Origin of the sequence: Corallincola luteus, assembly GCF_004336975.1 — a bacterium.
In the GTDB taxonomy this organism is placed as follows: domain Bacteria; phylum Pseudomonadota; class Gammaproteobacteria; order Enterobacterales; family Neiellaceae; genus Corallincola; species Corallincola holothuriorum.
Genome location: NZ_SJXE01000003.1, coordinates 259,279 through 273,300, shown reverse-complemented (window position 1 = coordinate 273,300; position 14,022 = coordinate 259,279). Strand labels below are relative to the sequence as shown.

Genomic DNA, 14,022 nt, shown 5'->3' with positions numbered 1-14,022 from the left:
CAAACCACACCTTAAAGCTGTCGCACAGGGCAACTAAAGAATTGGATCCAGGGGCAACAATTTAAAGCCCATGAGCTTGGCACGTTTGGCCAGCGACGCATGTTTATCTGGATTATCACCTTTGGTTACTCGCCAACTATTCACCGGCAGCATGTCGTTGAGAATGCTTTGCTCAAGACGGCTCGACAAGGTGGGCTCGTTAAATAGCGCCCCAACCTCGGTGTTCAAGTTAGCCGAACGCGGATCAAGATTAAACGTGCCAACGTACGCCAGCTGACCGTCCACCACGAAGCTTTTTGCGTGCAAAGCAAATATCGGCTCACGCCCCGCGCCCTGCACTTGCGGGTACCTTGCCATCAGGGTGCGCTGCGATAGTGGGTGCGGCCTAAATTCATAGAGCTCAACACCGATCGCCAGTAGATCTTCCCGTATTTTGGCGTAACCGCTAAAGGCTGGGAGGTTATCCGTTGACGCCAGAGAATTAGTGACAATTTTTACTTTCACCCCTTGGGCTATTTTGTCAGAAAAAAAATCCATCCCCCCTTCTGGCAGAATCAGATAGGGCGACTGAATAGTGATTGTGCGTTTCGCACTGGCCAGTACTTGCACCAAGGAGTCCGTTGAACGACCACCGCCTTTCAGCCCCTCTTTACCGCTGTTTTTCCCTGGCATATCGTGAACAAATTTCACCTCTGTCCACACCAGCGCATCGACCAACTCGCTAAAGCGCCTGGGTAAGTCTGCCAGTGCTTGCCGCACCTCCGGCGCAAAGTTGGCTGGGTCCTGCGCATACAGGTGCAGTTGCTGCTGAAATTCGCGCACTTGCTGCTGGGTTAGTTGTTGCTTGGAGTGTTGCAGAAGATCGCTGATCGGCTTAGACAGATCACTTTGCCAAAACTGCTCAAAGTTGCCTGTCATCTGCTTAACCGCCTGCCCCACTAACAGAATATCGCGATCACGAAAGTTATACTGCTGGTCGAAGTCGTAGTATTCGTCGGCCATATTGCGCCCGCCAGTGATGCCAACCACGCCATCAAACGTGGCGGTTTTATCATGCATGCGCTGGTTCACCTGCCTGAATCCCAAGGCGATATTCAGAAAACGTTTCACACCAGAAACCCCCACTGAATGCAGCGGGTTATATATCTTCACTTCAACATTTGGGTGCGCTTCCAATGACAACAGCGTGACATCGTCTGCATCAATCAACAGATCATCAACCAGCACCCTGACTTTAACACCGCGCTCTGCCGCACTGAGTAACGCTTCTGCCGCTAATGTTCCGATATTGTCACTGCTCCAGATAAAATACTGCACATCGATGCTGCGCTCGGCATGGGCAGTTAACCAGGCACGCCCCATTAAGGCTTCTTCGCCATACTCCAACAGATAAACACCGGTGGAGTTTTGCATCTGCGACTGCAATGGCTGCAGGCGTTCAGTCAGGCCACTGACGGGTAGCTCGGCCTCGGCTTTGACCGGCACAACCAGCAGACAGAGTAAACCAGAGAGCAAGATAGAGGTGGGCGTAACAGCAGTGACAGGACGGCGCAGGAAAACAGCACAACAAGCGAACAAGTGCAGGATCACAGCCATGGAGAACCTCCGTGTAGAATCTATAAGGAAAAACAACAAACGCAGCATGGGGGCAGTAGATAAGTCACAGGCACCAAGCATAGAGTGCTATGCCAGATGCCCGCACCGCTTTCTGTTTAACTGGCTAATACTTGGAAAGTTCCAACCGTGCCATCGAGTAAACTAGAAACCTCTTCCGCTGGTTGCGGCTTAGCAAATGCGTACCCCTGCATCAAACGACAGCCTTGTTTAAGCAGGAAGTCGCACTGTTCAGAGGTTTCGACCCCCTCAGCGATAACGTTCAAGCGCAGGTTCTTACCCATGGCGACAATTGCCGAGGTGATCGCTGAATCATCACTGTCATCGGGCACCCCTTGCAAGAAACTACGATCGACCTTCAAGGTATCGATAGGGAACTTCTTCAGGTAGCTCAGCGATGAATAACCGGTACCAAAGTCGTCCACAGCAAACTTAATCCCCAGTTGACGGAGATCTTCGATCCGCTCCACAGTTTCTTCAGGGTTGCTCATCATCAAATCTTCGGTGATCTCCAGTGTCAGGTACTCTGCTGGGAACCCTGTATTACTAAGGATCTCTTCAATTGATGCCACAATATCCGGCTCAATCAATTGCCGCGGCGACAAATTCACTGTCAGGGCAATATCGTAACCGGCTTGATGCCAAGCTTGCCCCTGCTGACAGGCCGTCTGCAAGACCCAATGGCCAATAGGCACAATAAGCCCGCTCTCTTCAGCAATCGGAATAAACTGCATTGGCCCCACTAAGCCCATATCGGGATGTTGCCAACGCAATAGAGCCTCAAGCGCGGTAATGCGGCCAACCTTTGCATCGACAATCGGCTGATAGTGCAGCAACAGCTCTTCTCGCTCGATAGAGCTACGCAAACTCGACTCGAGTGCTAACTGCTGCAGGGAGTGAATATTCATCTGTTCAGAAAAGAACTGGTAAGTATTTTTCCCGGCATCTTTCGCTCGATACATGGCGATATCCGCATGCTTGAGCAGTGCCGATGCGTCTTTCGCATCTTTCGGGTAGGTAGCGATACCGATACTGGCAGTCACATGGTATTCCTGGCCAGCCATAAAGAACGGTTGCTGTGCCGCACTGATCATTTTGGTGGCCACACCGGCGAGGAATTTAGGATCAACCAAGTCCTCAATCATCAATACAAACTCGTCCCCGCCTAGGCGAGCCAACATATCAACTTCCCGAATACACTCTCGGAATCGCTCAGAGACGGTTCTCAAGACTTGGTCACCATAGTCATGACCCAAGGTGTCATTGATCAGTTTGAAGCGATCCAAGTCGATAAACAGCAAGGCCATTTTCCGATTAGACCTGCTCGCCTTAGCCACCGAACGCTGTAACGAGCGGTTAAAGATAGAGCGATTGGGGAGCCCGGTCAGTTCATCAACGCCCGCCATGGCAATCATTTTATTCTCAACTTGCTGGCGCTCTTCGGTATCCCGGGAGATCTTTTCTTGTGCCGATACCAGCTCCGCTTTTTGTGCCAGCATTTTCTTCACCAGCTCGCCACGTTGGCGACGATAGATGGTCACAAACACTAGCAAGATGATAGTCAGCAGGATAACCGTGGTGTGACTGAGCCAATCAAACCAGCGTTGCTTACTTTCTGCCGCTTGCAATGGCGCAGCGCGTTTGCTGATCTGAATTAACTTATTGAGCTCAGTCTGCAAAGCCGTCACACGTTCATTCAGTTCACGCTCGCGGGTCTGCGCTATCTCAAGTTCAGCAGCCAATTCACTACCTTTCTCGCCAACGCCTCCCTGGCTTTCCGCCAAGGCTTTCTCAGCTTTTGTCCGCGCAGCACTTTCCGCAGCCAACTGTTTACGCAAACGTTGTAAGCTGGCCTCTTTCTCGGCCACCCGCACTTCATTGTCTTTCCGCAAGGTTTCCAACAAAGAGAGTACTCGGCCTTCATCTACCGGCTGCTCAGCGATTCGATCCTTTTCTGCCTTCTCTGCTTGGGCCTTTTCTGCTTTGAGCTTATCTGCTTTAGCCTTTTCTGCTTCGGCCTTTTCAGCTTTGAGCTTTTCTGCTTTGGCCTTTTCTGCTTCGGCCTTTTCAGCTTTGAGCTTTTCTGCTTTGGCCTTTTCTGCCTTGGCCAAAGCAATCAAAGGATCGCTGCTGTATAACTTTGGATCTCCTTGAAGCTGCCATACCTCAAAGCCATCACGAGCAACATTAAGCACCATATCCTGCTTAACGTTTTTCTCTTTTCCACGGTGAATAATAAACCCAAAACCCTTGGCTTTATCGATGACGGGGACATCGTAATAAACACCAAAGTCATCGCGACCGGTGATCAACATAGGAAAACGCCACGATACAACGTGGGTTAACGCCAAATCGTCTCCCCAAAGGTGTAGTCCCCACCCCTCGTAGTCAGCCGCATCCCTGTGATAGTGAATCCGCACTGTATTCACAGGCAATTCACTTGCAATTCCTTGATTGACCACAAGAAGCATAGAGGCGACTAAACCCAGAAAAAGTTTTTGCCAAAGCTTCATGTTTTTAATACCAAAATATTCCGTAGATTATTGGTGTGATGCACGCCAACCATCAGCATACATGCAATTCGTCCAGCGTTAGTTGTCCATTAACAAATTAGCTGACACTTTACCAAGCACTGCCGTGACAATGCCTCTCCATCTCACAAAAATGCGTTATTGACACACATTCAAACAACCGAGAGATTACCAATTCGTGCGCCAAGTCTCACCTTGAAGTTAGTAACTCCTCACTTAAGCAATCCAGACTAACTTCATATACAATCCCCATAGTCCGTCGTTTTTCGTGCCGGATCTCAATCCTTTAACCTATCAAGCTGGTTCTCACTTAGCAGCTTAGTTATGCTGCGCCTCGAGACCAGAAGATGGAGAATTCAGCGGTCATGTTTAACTCTCGCAACCTTTTTATAATATTTTTTTCTTGGCTGATTTTAACTGCCTGCGACTCCCCAAATGAGAAGAGTACAGCGCCTGCGCAGAGCGCCGCCGTCACTCCTGCCGTTAACGCAATCGGCCCAGATGAAGATCTACTGGCGGAGCAGGAAAGCTTTTATCAAGGGAAAGCGCTCACCTTGCTCCAGTCGGGTCAACGTAGTGTACTTGATGGCCCCGCTTTAGCACTCACTTTTTCTGTTCCCCTCACGCCACAAGATGATTGGAACAAATGGCTGAAAGCGTCGATAAAAGAGACGCTGGTCAACCAAAATTGGCTGCAATCCCAAGATGGTAAAACCCTGTATCTGCCATTTGTCGAGCCTGAAGTAGAGTACAAAGTACAACTGGCTGCGGGTCTGCTCGCCATTAACGGTGCCAGTTTACAGGAAGCCCAAACCTTAACCATCAAAACCCGTCCATTAGCTGCCGGTGCAGCTTTTAGCAGCAATGGCTCGGTATTGCCGTTAAACCAGTCGGCCAAACTGCCGGTAACCGCCATCAATGTCGACGAAGTGAATGTCGATTTTTTCCGTATTTCGCAAAGCTATCTGCCTCAGCTGTTAAGTTACTATTCACCAGCATCATCACTGGATAACTATGCACTGAATGAGTTGACGCAACAGGGAGAACGCGTCTATAGCGGACGTTTCAAACTGAACACTGAAGCCAATCGCAGACAAACAGTGTTGTTGCCGTTGTCCAGTGCAGATCTGCAAAAAGCAGGCGTTTATTTTGCAGTGATGACCCCCTTGGGCGATTACAGTTGGGCCCATCAAACCACCTATTTCTCTGTCAGTGATCTTGGACTGCATGCCCGACGTTATCGCAGCAATATCACCTTGTTCACTCAATCTCTGAGTAACGGCAACGCCATTTCCCAGGCAAAAGTAGAACTGCTCAACCGCAAGGGAGAACTGATTTGGGACGGCGCGACAGATCTCGATGGTCGTGTCGATATTCCAGCCCATGACAAAGCGGCGCTGGTGCTTGTCACCAAAGACCAGCAGCTGGCCACATTGGAAGTCAGCCGTCAGGCGTTAGATCTTTCTGCCTTCAAACTTGGTGATACCACATACACGCCACAGCAATTCTATCTGTTTGCGCCAAGGGATCTTTATCGTCCAGGCGAACAGATCAAGATGTTGGGGATGATGAGAGATGCCGACGGCAGAGTGCTTCCAGGCATGTCAGTGCAGCTCAAACTTACCCGTCCCGATGGCCAGGTAGCGTTCGAAAAAACGGCTCAACCCTCTGAATTTGGTGAATTTGATATTGAATATCAGATCCCTTCCGACGCCCTGCCCGGGCAATGGTTACTACGACTAGAAAGCGCGGCAGGCAGCATTCGCCAACAGAGCATACTGATTGAAGAGTTTCTGCCGGAACGGATCAAAGTGGAGCTGGATGATGCTGCGGAACAACAGATCGTCTCAGCAACCCAAGCCTACACCCTCAAAGTAGCCGCTGACTACCTATATGGTGCCCCCGCTGATGGCAATCTGGTCGAGGCCGAGCTGACCGTCAGTCTGGCGCGTCACCCCCATACACAGTGGGAGAAGTTTGCCGTTGGTCTGGCAGACGATGAACAGCGAGAACGTTGGATCTACCTTAACGGCATCAACTTGAATGATGCCGGCACCGGCGAACTAAAGGTGACTCCGCAGCAAGCAACGGAGTGGCGTGAACTCAAAGGCCCACTGAGTTTTCAATACCTGGTCAGCGTCTATGAAGAGGGCGGCCGGGCAATCAACCGACGTCAGCAGAAAACCCTCTGGGAGAAAGAGGAGCAATGGCCAGGCATCGCGATGGAGTTTGATCCTGACAACCACGCCGACGGTAAACCAGCCGCTTTCTCTCTGCTAAATTTGGATGCGGCAGGCACCCCGATCAGCGGTGAAGTGCAGATCACCCTGACCAATGAAAATCGGGACTATTTCTGGCGCTATGATGAAGGCAGCGGTTGGTACTATGACAACACGGCTCGCCCCTACATCGAACTCGAAACACGGTTAAATCTCGACAGCGACAAGCCCACACGCTTTGCTCCCCCGCTCAGTGCGGGTGAGTATCTGCTTGAGGTCACCAACAGCCAGCAACACACCAGTAGTATTAAGTTCAGTATTGGTCATTGGGGCTACCAGCAGGTAGAGAATCTCAGACCTGATATGGTGAAATTGTCTCTGGACAAAGCCAGCTATCAAGCCGGTGACAGCGCCGAGCTTTCGATTGACGCACCCTATGACGGCTATGGCTTAGTGCTCATCGAAAATAGCGACCGCTTACTTTGGTGGCAAAGCCTGCCGCTGGATAGCGCTCAGCGCGAGGTCTCATTACCTATTGATCCTGCCTGGCAACGCCACGACTTACACATATCGGTGCTGATCGCACAACCAGAAGCCGAAGTCAGCGCCGATAAACCGATGCGTGCTCTCGGCATGATCCCATTGCCGCTATCTCGTGACGAGCGCCGTTTTGAGTTGGCACTGCAAGCACCAGAAAAAGCACTGCCACTCACCGAATTGCCAATCAAGTTGACCTTGGGCAACGCGAAAGGCAGCAGCGCCTATGCAGTGATTGCCGCTGTCGACCAAGGTGCTCTCAATGTCAGTAACTACACACCAGAAGATCCCCTGGCCCGTTTGTTTGGCCAGAAGCGCTTTGAAATCGACCTGTTTGATAACTATGGCCGAGTGATCCATCGCTATACCGGACACGACGCCACGCTTCGATTTGGCGGTGACGCCGACGCAACGGAGCTCAAGCGTGGTGGCGAGCTGAATAACGACGTGCAAATCGTCTCGCTTTGGCAAGGGCCGGTGCGCTTTGATATCAACGGCGAAGCCGAGATCCCACTCGATCTGCCCGACTTCAACGGTGAGTTGCATCTGATGGCATTCGCGTTTAGTGATCGCCAGTTCGCTCTCAGTGAAAGTAGTTCGGTGATCGCCGCACCAATCGTCGCGCAACTCGGTGCTCCCCGCTTCTTGGCTGATGGCGATCAAAGCCAGCTAGCCTTAGATCTCCGCAATATGACGGAGACCGAGCAAACCCTTTCGATTAAAGTAGAAACCGATAAAAAACTGCTACTGCTGAAAGAGGCACTACCAGAGCAGATCACCCTGCAACCACAACAAAAGCAAACACTGATATTGCCGGTGATTGCTCAAGGACGCAGCGGCAGTAGCCACATCTCCATGGAGATTGGCAACGACGAGCTCAACATTGTTCGCCATTGGCAAGTGCCGATGCGTCCAGCCTATCCAGCGGAAACCAGAAATGAGCGCAAGCTTGTCGTGCGCCACCGTCCCTTTACCCTGAGCTCCAAATTTCAAAAAGGGCTAGATGCAGAGACCCTGCAAACCCAACTGGTGTTGGATGCCATGCCGCCACTGTCTCTGGATCAACAGTTCAAACACCTGTTGCAATACCCTTATGGCTGTCTGGAACAAACCACCAGCCGCGGCTGGCCGCTATTGGCCACTAACAGTCACAGCCGCGCCAAACTTAACCTCACCCTGCCCGATGGTCTGGATCCGCAGCAAGCCATTGACGCAGCAATCACCCAGCTATTAGCGAAACAAAAAGGGAATGGCAGCTTTGCCCTGTGGGACAATCATGGCACAGAAGAGCCTTGGCTAACCGTCTACGCCACCGACTTCCTGTTAACCGCCAAAGATAACGGCTATCAGGTACCAAGCAAGGCACTAACTGCGGCGAAAGACAGGTTGCAGCACTACCTGCGCAGTGAGATGTTAAGCAGCCACTATTCCGAGGCCCCCAACCATACGCGACTGGCTTATCAGGCTTATGCCGCATACCTGTTGGCGACACAACAGCAAGCCTCTCTCGGCACCTTGAGAACTCTGTTTGACCGTTCGAAGAGCTTTGCCGAATCGCCGCTGCCATTGGTGCATTTAGGCATAGCGTTCAAGCTACTGGGCGACGAGCAACGCAGTACAGAGGCATTAGCACTGTCACAGACTCTGCGCCGGGAAGAGAATAAATATCTGGCAGACTACGGCTCCCCCCTACGCGACAATGCGATTGTGCTGGCGCTGTTAGCTGAACATGGGCTAGCTCCTGCACAACAGAATGAAGGCTTGTTGGATCTGGCCGACCAACTTACCCGCCAACGCTGGCTAAGCACTCAAGACCGTGCCGCGCTATTACAATTGGCGCTGCAATTGGACGTAGAAAAAGATTGGCGCGCCACCATGAAGCTGGCAGGTCAGGCGCACCGCTTACAGCAAACCACGCAATACACGCAACTTTGGCAGGGCAAAATGCCTAGTCTGAGTGTCACGACTCAAGGCGCAGACAGTGTTTACCTCGACCTGACCAGCGTTGGCTACCCGACCCGCAAACCGAAGCCGGTGAGCGATGGTATGGCAGTATCCAGACGCTATTATGATCGCGAAGGTAAGCCGCTGAACTTCGACAACATTAAAGTCGGTGATCTGGTTATTGTGCGCCTGACTCTGTCAGCATCACAACGGACACCGGATGCATTGGTGGTAGATGCGTTACCAGCAGGCTTTGAACTGGAAAACCCCAACCTGACTCACAGCATCCAGTTATCTGATCTGCAGATTGACAACCAACCTGCATGGCATGAGGGCTGGAGTGGCTATGTTAAACATCAAGAGTACCGTGATGATCGCTACGTCGGTGCCATTGATCTTTATGGTCGAGGCGAGCAGGTGCTGGTTTACCTGATGCGAGCTGTGACGCCGGGTACCTATCGTGTGCCACCTAGCTACCTCGAAGATATGTATCGGCCTAACTTGCGTGCCATCAGTGACACCCGTAATAAGCTGACCGTCTTGCCTCGGTGAAGAAACGGTTTGCCATTGCGCTGATTTGTACAGCGGTAAGTCTGTGGCTTTTAGACAGACTTTTTCCGCTGCCAGCGCCTTATCAGGAAAAACGCTTCTCTCAAGTCGTTGTGGCCGCCGATGGGCAGCCACTGCGTGCGTTTGCCGATAAACAAGGTATCTGGCGCCAGCCAACCACACCGGCACAGGTCAGCCCGAACTATCTAACGGCACTGCTGCACTACGAAGATAAGTTCTTCTACTGGCACCCTGGGGTTAACCCCTATGCATTGGTGCGTGCTGGCTGGCAGTGGCTACGTCATGGTCGCATCGTTTCTGGCGGCTCTACCCTGACCATGCAAGTGGCCCGCCTGTTGTCCCCCCACCGTCGAACACCGTTGGGAAAACTGCAACAAATAGCACGCAGCTTGCAGCTGGAATGGCACTACTCAAAACAGGAAATCCTGACGCTTTACCTCAATCTGGCACCGTTTGGCGGCCCCATTGAAGGGGTTGAAGCGGCGAGTCACGCCTATTTTGGCAAATCCGCTGCACAGCTCAGTCAAGCTGAAGCAGCACTGCTGGCGATTATGCCGCAAGCGCCCAGTCGCTTTCGTCCTGACCGTTACCCACAAAGAGCACGACAAGCCCGCGACAAGTTGGTGAAGCGCTTAGTCGACGGTGGGATCTGGCCAACCACAGCGCTGACAGATGTTGCCCTAGAGCCGGTGATCGCCCAACATCACTACCGCCCCATGTTAGCGCCGCTGTTAGCACGTCGGCTGGTGTCGCAATATCCCAATCAACCACTCCTGCAAAGCAGTCTGCAGAAACCACTGCAACAAGCACTGCAGCAACTGGCAACGGACTATTTAAGCCAATATCCGCTGCATACTGGCTTAGCCATCATGGTGTTAGACAACCAAAGCCAACGCCCCATTGGTTATCTGGGCAGCGGCGAATTTGGCTCGCGCCAACGTTTAGGCTATGTCGATATGGCGCAGGCGGTGCGCTCCCCCGGCTCAACGCTAAAACCGTTTATTTATGGCTTAGCCATCGATCAAGGACTGATCCACTCAGCATCACTGCTGGTCGATGCTCCGCGCTTTTTCAGTGACTACCGGCCAGCGAATTTCAGTGGCAAGTTTCAAGGCCCCATCACCGCTGCAGATGCGTTAACCCGATCGCTCAACGTGCCCGCGGTAGAGCTGCTCGCTCACCTCGGGCCAAAACAGTTCTATACCCGGATGGTCAATGCCGGCGCTAAGTTCCGCCTCAGTGATACCCCCGGACTACCGATAGCCCTAGGTGCGGCCAGTACCAATCTGGAACAGCTGGTGGCGCTGTATGCCAGCCTAATGAATGAAGGCCAGCTGGCTCGCATCTCCTATCTCAAGGATGAAAAGATCACGACGCGGCCGCTGATGTCGCCGCAAGCCGCATGGATGATTTACGAGATATTACGTAACCAACGTCGTACCGACCAACCGTTCGATGAGAATGTCACGGGGCGGCGTAACAACCTGGCCTGGAAGACCGGCACAAGCCATGGCCATCGAGATATGTGGGCGGTCGGCGTATCGCCCAAATATACGATTGGTGTCTGGATCGGTCGTCCCGATGGCACCTCCATGCCGGGGCACTTCGGCGCACGTACAGCAACACCGCTACTCCTGATGTTAGCGAACCTATTGGCCGACAATACCCCTCCGCCGGAAGCACCGCCGGGGGTGATCGACACAACCATCTGCTGGCCTTTGGGTAAGCGCGCACTACAAACGCCCCCTGAGCTGTGCCAAGAGCAACACCAGGCATGGCTACTGGGCGATCAGGAGCCCGCAACTTTACTGGCCGCGGAGGGTGAAAACGGCAGCTTGATGCAAAGCGTCTGGTTGACGGCAGAGGGCACGCCCACGCTGCAACGCTGTGATGATGCAGTACAACAGGTCAAGATCGCTCTATGGCCGCTATTGGCAGAGCCTTGGGTCGCCAAGTCACAGCGTCGCCATCAACAACTGCCGATGCATGGTTGCGATAATCAGCCTGTTGCGCGACCACTGTTTGTCGTCACACCACGACAAGGCTCGCGCTACTTACTGCCGCCAACACAAAGTAGCGTAGCGATCACTGCCAAAGTAATGGGCGGCGGCAACATCAAGTATTGGTATCTCGATGGCGAATTGCTCGGCCAAAGCAATAACCAACTCCAGCGCTTTTCTGTCAGCGCACCAGGCAGATATCAACTCTTGGTCAGTGATAATTTGGGGAACAGTGATTTAGTGGAGTTTGAGTTGAAATAAAGCGGAATTTACTGGTTATTCGTGATCTCAGGAAGTACGGCTAAAGTCAGCCGACAACTGCAGCAGAGCTTATCATTTTCATCAACAACATCGATCTGCCATACCTGACTGCTGCGCCCGAGGTGTACCGCAGTAGCCTTCGCTGTGACCATTCCGGAGCGTGCCGGACGTAGATGATGTGCGTTTATCTGCTGCCCCACCACCAGCATCCCTTCAGGTGCAGCCAAATAACCTGCCATACTGCCCAAGCTTTCTGCTAACGCCGCCGATGCACCGCCATGCAGTAGCCCCATCGGCTGCATGGTACGCTGCTCAACGGGCATAGTCGCCAGCAGATGAGCTTGACCCAGTTCAGTGATCCTCATCCCCAGATGTTCACTTAAGGTATTGCGGTTCATCTGGTTGAGCGCATCCAACGTCGCTGACTTATGCCAGATCGTCAGTGGCCTGTGGTCATTGGTCATTTATCTAACCACGCCAATGCTTCACGGCGGCTGGTAAACACCTCCGCATGCCAGGGGTTTTCTCGTTGCTGCTGTTGCAGCACACGCATGGCGGCCATACTCGCCTTGCTGTAAACCAACACCGCCATCGCCTCAATCTGCGGCAGATCGGCTAAGCCTTGTTGTGCTTCGTAGGTATAGGTGTACTGATTAATCTTATTGATAAGTAGGCGAAATGGCGCACTGAAATTGGCCAATAGACAGTCGTGGTAGGCCTGCACATCCGACAGTGTCATCTCAACACCATCATCAACAATCACCTCGGCAATATCAGGCGCTAATTGATGAATAGTGACAACAGAAGTTCTAAATGTCGTCATAACGATACTCGTACAGATTCTGATTAATGACCCTTAGGCTTTATATCATCCAGCGTTAACACGCCGGTATTCTCAAACGGTACTTTTACCGAAAAACCCAAGCTGGTATGCAGATATCCGCTCACGTGGTAGTTAAGCGCATCGTCTTGAGCGCTGATAAATTTGAGCAATATCCCCGCGCCCTTGAACATATTCGTGGTGAGATAAAGGCTCACTTTCTCTTCACCAAACGGCTCAATGACTACTTCAGATGCGCCGACACCCGTCGCCACCTCTTTTCCTTCCACTTCCAGTGCAAGGTTCAGTCCCTCAATCGGCAGCGCTTGGTTGTTCGGGTTTTGCACATTGAGCACCACCAAGAAACGCTGCTCAAACAGATCACCACCTAAGCTCTTAATGCTGGACAAGCTGACATTTGGGCTTGCAAAATCCAAGCTGGCACAGCCTGCCATCAATAACAAAAATAAACTCGCTACCAGTTTCTGTTTCATTACCATCGATCCATCAGCCACATGCAGAGAAAAATCGGAATCCTTCATACTGCGCTTCCTACAACATCTGAGCATACTACCAGTGGTTATGAAAAGCTTTTATCAGGACAGAAAATGTCGATCTATGTTCGTCCTAAGTTCACAGTTAACTTCGCCCCTGACTGGAAACATTAGCAATAACCTAATCAACAAATTGGCATAGCATAAGGGTTACGCTACCCTGAACAAAAGCCAACCAACGACAGACCAGACGAGTCAATTTTGTCTGTTTTCTACCGACCATAGAGTTAGTGCCATTGATGATTTTAAACACGGCCTCAGTGATTTCAGCTGCTTGTCTCACCCTGTTTTTAGTTTGTACCCCCGCCGTAGCGAAAACAGAACAACAGTCAAATGAGCGCTCACAGGAGAACTCAAAGCCACCACTTAAGGCTGAGCCCAGTAGCCCAATAGCCAATGCGCCAAGCCCTATCGTCAGAATTGAACCAAAGTATCCGATGCGGGCTGCCAGAGATGGGATTGAAGGAGAAGTCGTGGTCGAAGTCGTTATCGATGAAATAGGCGGTGCCGATCAGGTTAATGTTGTCACTGCAAAACCAACCGGCATCTTTGACAAAGCCGCAATAAAAGCGGTCAAACGCTGGAAGTGGCGACCAACAATCGGAACCAACGGCCCCGAAAAAGTCACGGCAACCTATAAATTAAGATTTCAGTTGGCACCTTAGAGCAACAAAAATCAGCCCCCTGCCACGCAAATTCTGATCCACGACGGGACAACGAAAGCGCAACTCGATATGCTGCTCTCGATTCGAGAATTGGAAAAATGAAATGCAGTACAAAGCCATAAAATTGTTATTAGCGAGCCTGATCATTGTTCATCTATCAGGCTGCGTTGCCGCGGCTGTCGTAGGCACAGCAGTAGGGGTAACAACGAGTGTTGTAGGTGGCGCCGTTGATGTGGCCGATGCCGTCACTCCCGACATTATCGATGATGACGATTAAGCGTTCGCCAAGCTGACATCGATCGATAGT

At 51.8% G+C, this 14,022-nt stretch carries 9 protein-coding genes; 4 read left to right on the top strand and 5 right to left on the bottom strand.

Annotated elements, in window-relative coordinates; translation table 11 throughout:
* Positions 1-33: 33 nt before the first annotated feature.
* Together EZV61_RS09255 and EZV61_RS09250 are read right to left on the bottom strand one after the other, a co-directional pair.
* Positions 34-1,596 (bottom strand): phospholipase D family protein, encoded by a 1,563-nt coding sequence (locus tag EZV61_RS09255; RefSeq protein WP_165569562.1) that lies wholly within the window; start codon positions 1,594-1,596, stop codon positions 34-36.
* Positions 1,597-1,712: 116 nt separating this feature from the next.
* Positions 1,713-4,127 (bottom strand): EAL domain-containing protein, encoded by a 2,415-nt coding sequence (locus EZV61_RS09250; RefSeq protein WP_131415184.1) that lies wholly within the window; start codon positions 4,125-4,127, stop codon positions 1,713-1,715.
* A 383-nt stretch (positions 4,128-4,510) separates the two neighbouring features.
* On the opposite strand from EZV61_RS09250, the gene EZV61_RS09245 reads away from it, so the two are divergent.
* Both EZV61_RS09245 and pbpC read left to right on the top strand, forming a co-directional pair.
* Complete coding sequence (locus tag EZV61_RS09245) at positions 4,511-9,397, top strand: alpha-2-macroglobulin family protein (RefSeq protein ID WP_165569561.1); 4,887 nt, start codon at positions 4,511-4,513, stop codon at positions 9,395-9,397.
* Positions 9,394-11,676, top strand: coding sequence for a penicillin-binding protein 1C (gene pbpC / locus EZV61_RS09240; RefSeq protein ID WP_205695357.1), 2,283 nt, complete (start codon positions 9,394-9,396; stop codon positions 11,674-11,676). Before EZV61_RS09245 ends, pbpC begins: the two co-directional genes overlap by 4 nt.
* Before the next feature lie 8 nt (positions 11,677-11,684).
* Here the strand turns inward: pbpC and EZV61_RS09235 are convergent, their stop codons facing one another.
* The 3 genes from EZV61_RS09235 to EZV61_RS09225 are packed head-to-tail and all read right to left on the bottom strand — an operon-like array spanning position 11,685 to position 13,038.
* The gene (locus tag EZV61_RS09235) at positions 11,685-12,140 is read right to left on the bottom strand and encodes a hotdog fold thioesterase (RefSeq protein ID WP_131415181.1); all 456 of its coding nucleotides are present in this window, start codon (positions 12,138-12,140) and stop codon (positions 11,685-11,687) included.
* A complete protein-coding gene (locus EZV61_RS09230) occupies positions 12,137-12,499 on the bottom strand; it encodes a hypothetical protein (RefSeq protein ID WP_114338289.1) in 363 nt (120 codons plus the stop codon). Before EZV61_RS09230 ends, EZV61_RS09235 begins: the two co-directional genes overlap by 4 nt.
* Positions 12,500-12,522: 23 nt before the next feature.
* Positions 12,523-13,038 carry an LEA/WHy family protein gene (locus tag EZV61_RS09225; protein ID WP_158538024.1) on the bottom strand — a complete coding sequence of 172 codons (516 nt, stop codon included), beginning with the start codon at positions 13,036-13,038 and terminating at the stop codon, positions 12,523-12,525.
* A 251-nt stretch (positions 13,039-13,289) separates the two neighbouring features.
* On the opposite strand from EZV61_RS09225, the gene EZV61_RS09220 reads away from it, so the two are divergent.
* Together EZV61_RS09220 and EZV61_RS19430 are read left to right on the top strand one after the other, a co-directional pair.
* Positions 13,290-13,715, top strand: coding sequence for a TonB family protein (locus EZV61_RS09220; protein ID WP_240695180.1), 426 nt, complete (start codon positions 13,290-13,292; stop codon positions 13,713-13,715).
* 103 nt (positions 13,716-13,818) lie between these two features.
* The gene (locus tag EZV61_RS19430) at positions 13,819-13,992 is read left to right on the top strand and encodes an NF038104 family lipoprotein (RefSeq protein ID WP_165419356.1); all 174 of its coding nucleotides are present in this window, start codon (positions 13,819-13,821) and stop codon (positions 13,990-13,992) included.
* The last annotated feature ends 30 nt before the right edge of the window (positions 13,993-14,022 follow it).

Bases quoted from the DNA above. Each gene is read 5' to 3' on its own strand.
- EZV61_RS09255 (WP_165569562.1), bottom strand. From the start codon at position 1,596: ATGGCTGTGATCCTGCACTTGTTCGCTTGTTGTGCTGTTTTCCTGCGC.
- EZV61_RS09250 (WP_131415184.1), bottom strand. From the start codon at position 4,127: ATGAAGCTTTGGCAAAAACTTTTTCTGGGTTTAGTCGCCTCTATGCTT.
- EZV61_RS09245 (WP_165569561.1), top strand. From the start codon at position 4,511: ATGTTTAACTCTCGCAACCTTTTTATAATATTTTTTTCTTGGCTGATT.
- EZV61_RS09235 (WP_131415181.1), bottom strand. From the start codon at position 12,140: ATGACCAATGACCACAGGCCACTGACGATCTGGCATAAGTCAGCGACG.
- EZV61_RS09230 (WP_114338289.1), bottom strand. From the start codon at position 12,499: ATGACGACATTTAGAACTTCTGTTGTCACTATTCATCAATTAGCGCCT.
- EZV61_RS09225 (WP_158538024.1), bottom strand. From the start codon at position 13,038: ATGAAGGATTCCGATTTTTCTCTGCATGTGGCTGATGGATCGATGGTA.
- EZV61_RS09220 (WP_240695180.1), top strand. From the start codon at position 13,290: ATGATTTTAAACACGGCCTCAGTGATTTCAGCTGCTTGTCTCACCCTG.
- EZV61_RS19430 (WP_165419356.1), top strand. From the start codon at position 13,819: ATGCAGTACAAAGCCATAAAATTGTTATTAGCGAGCCTGATCATTGTT.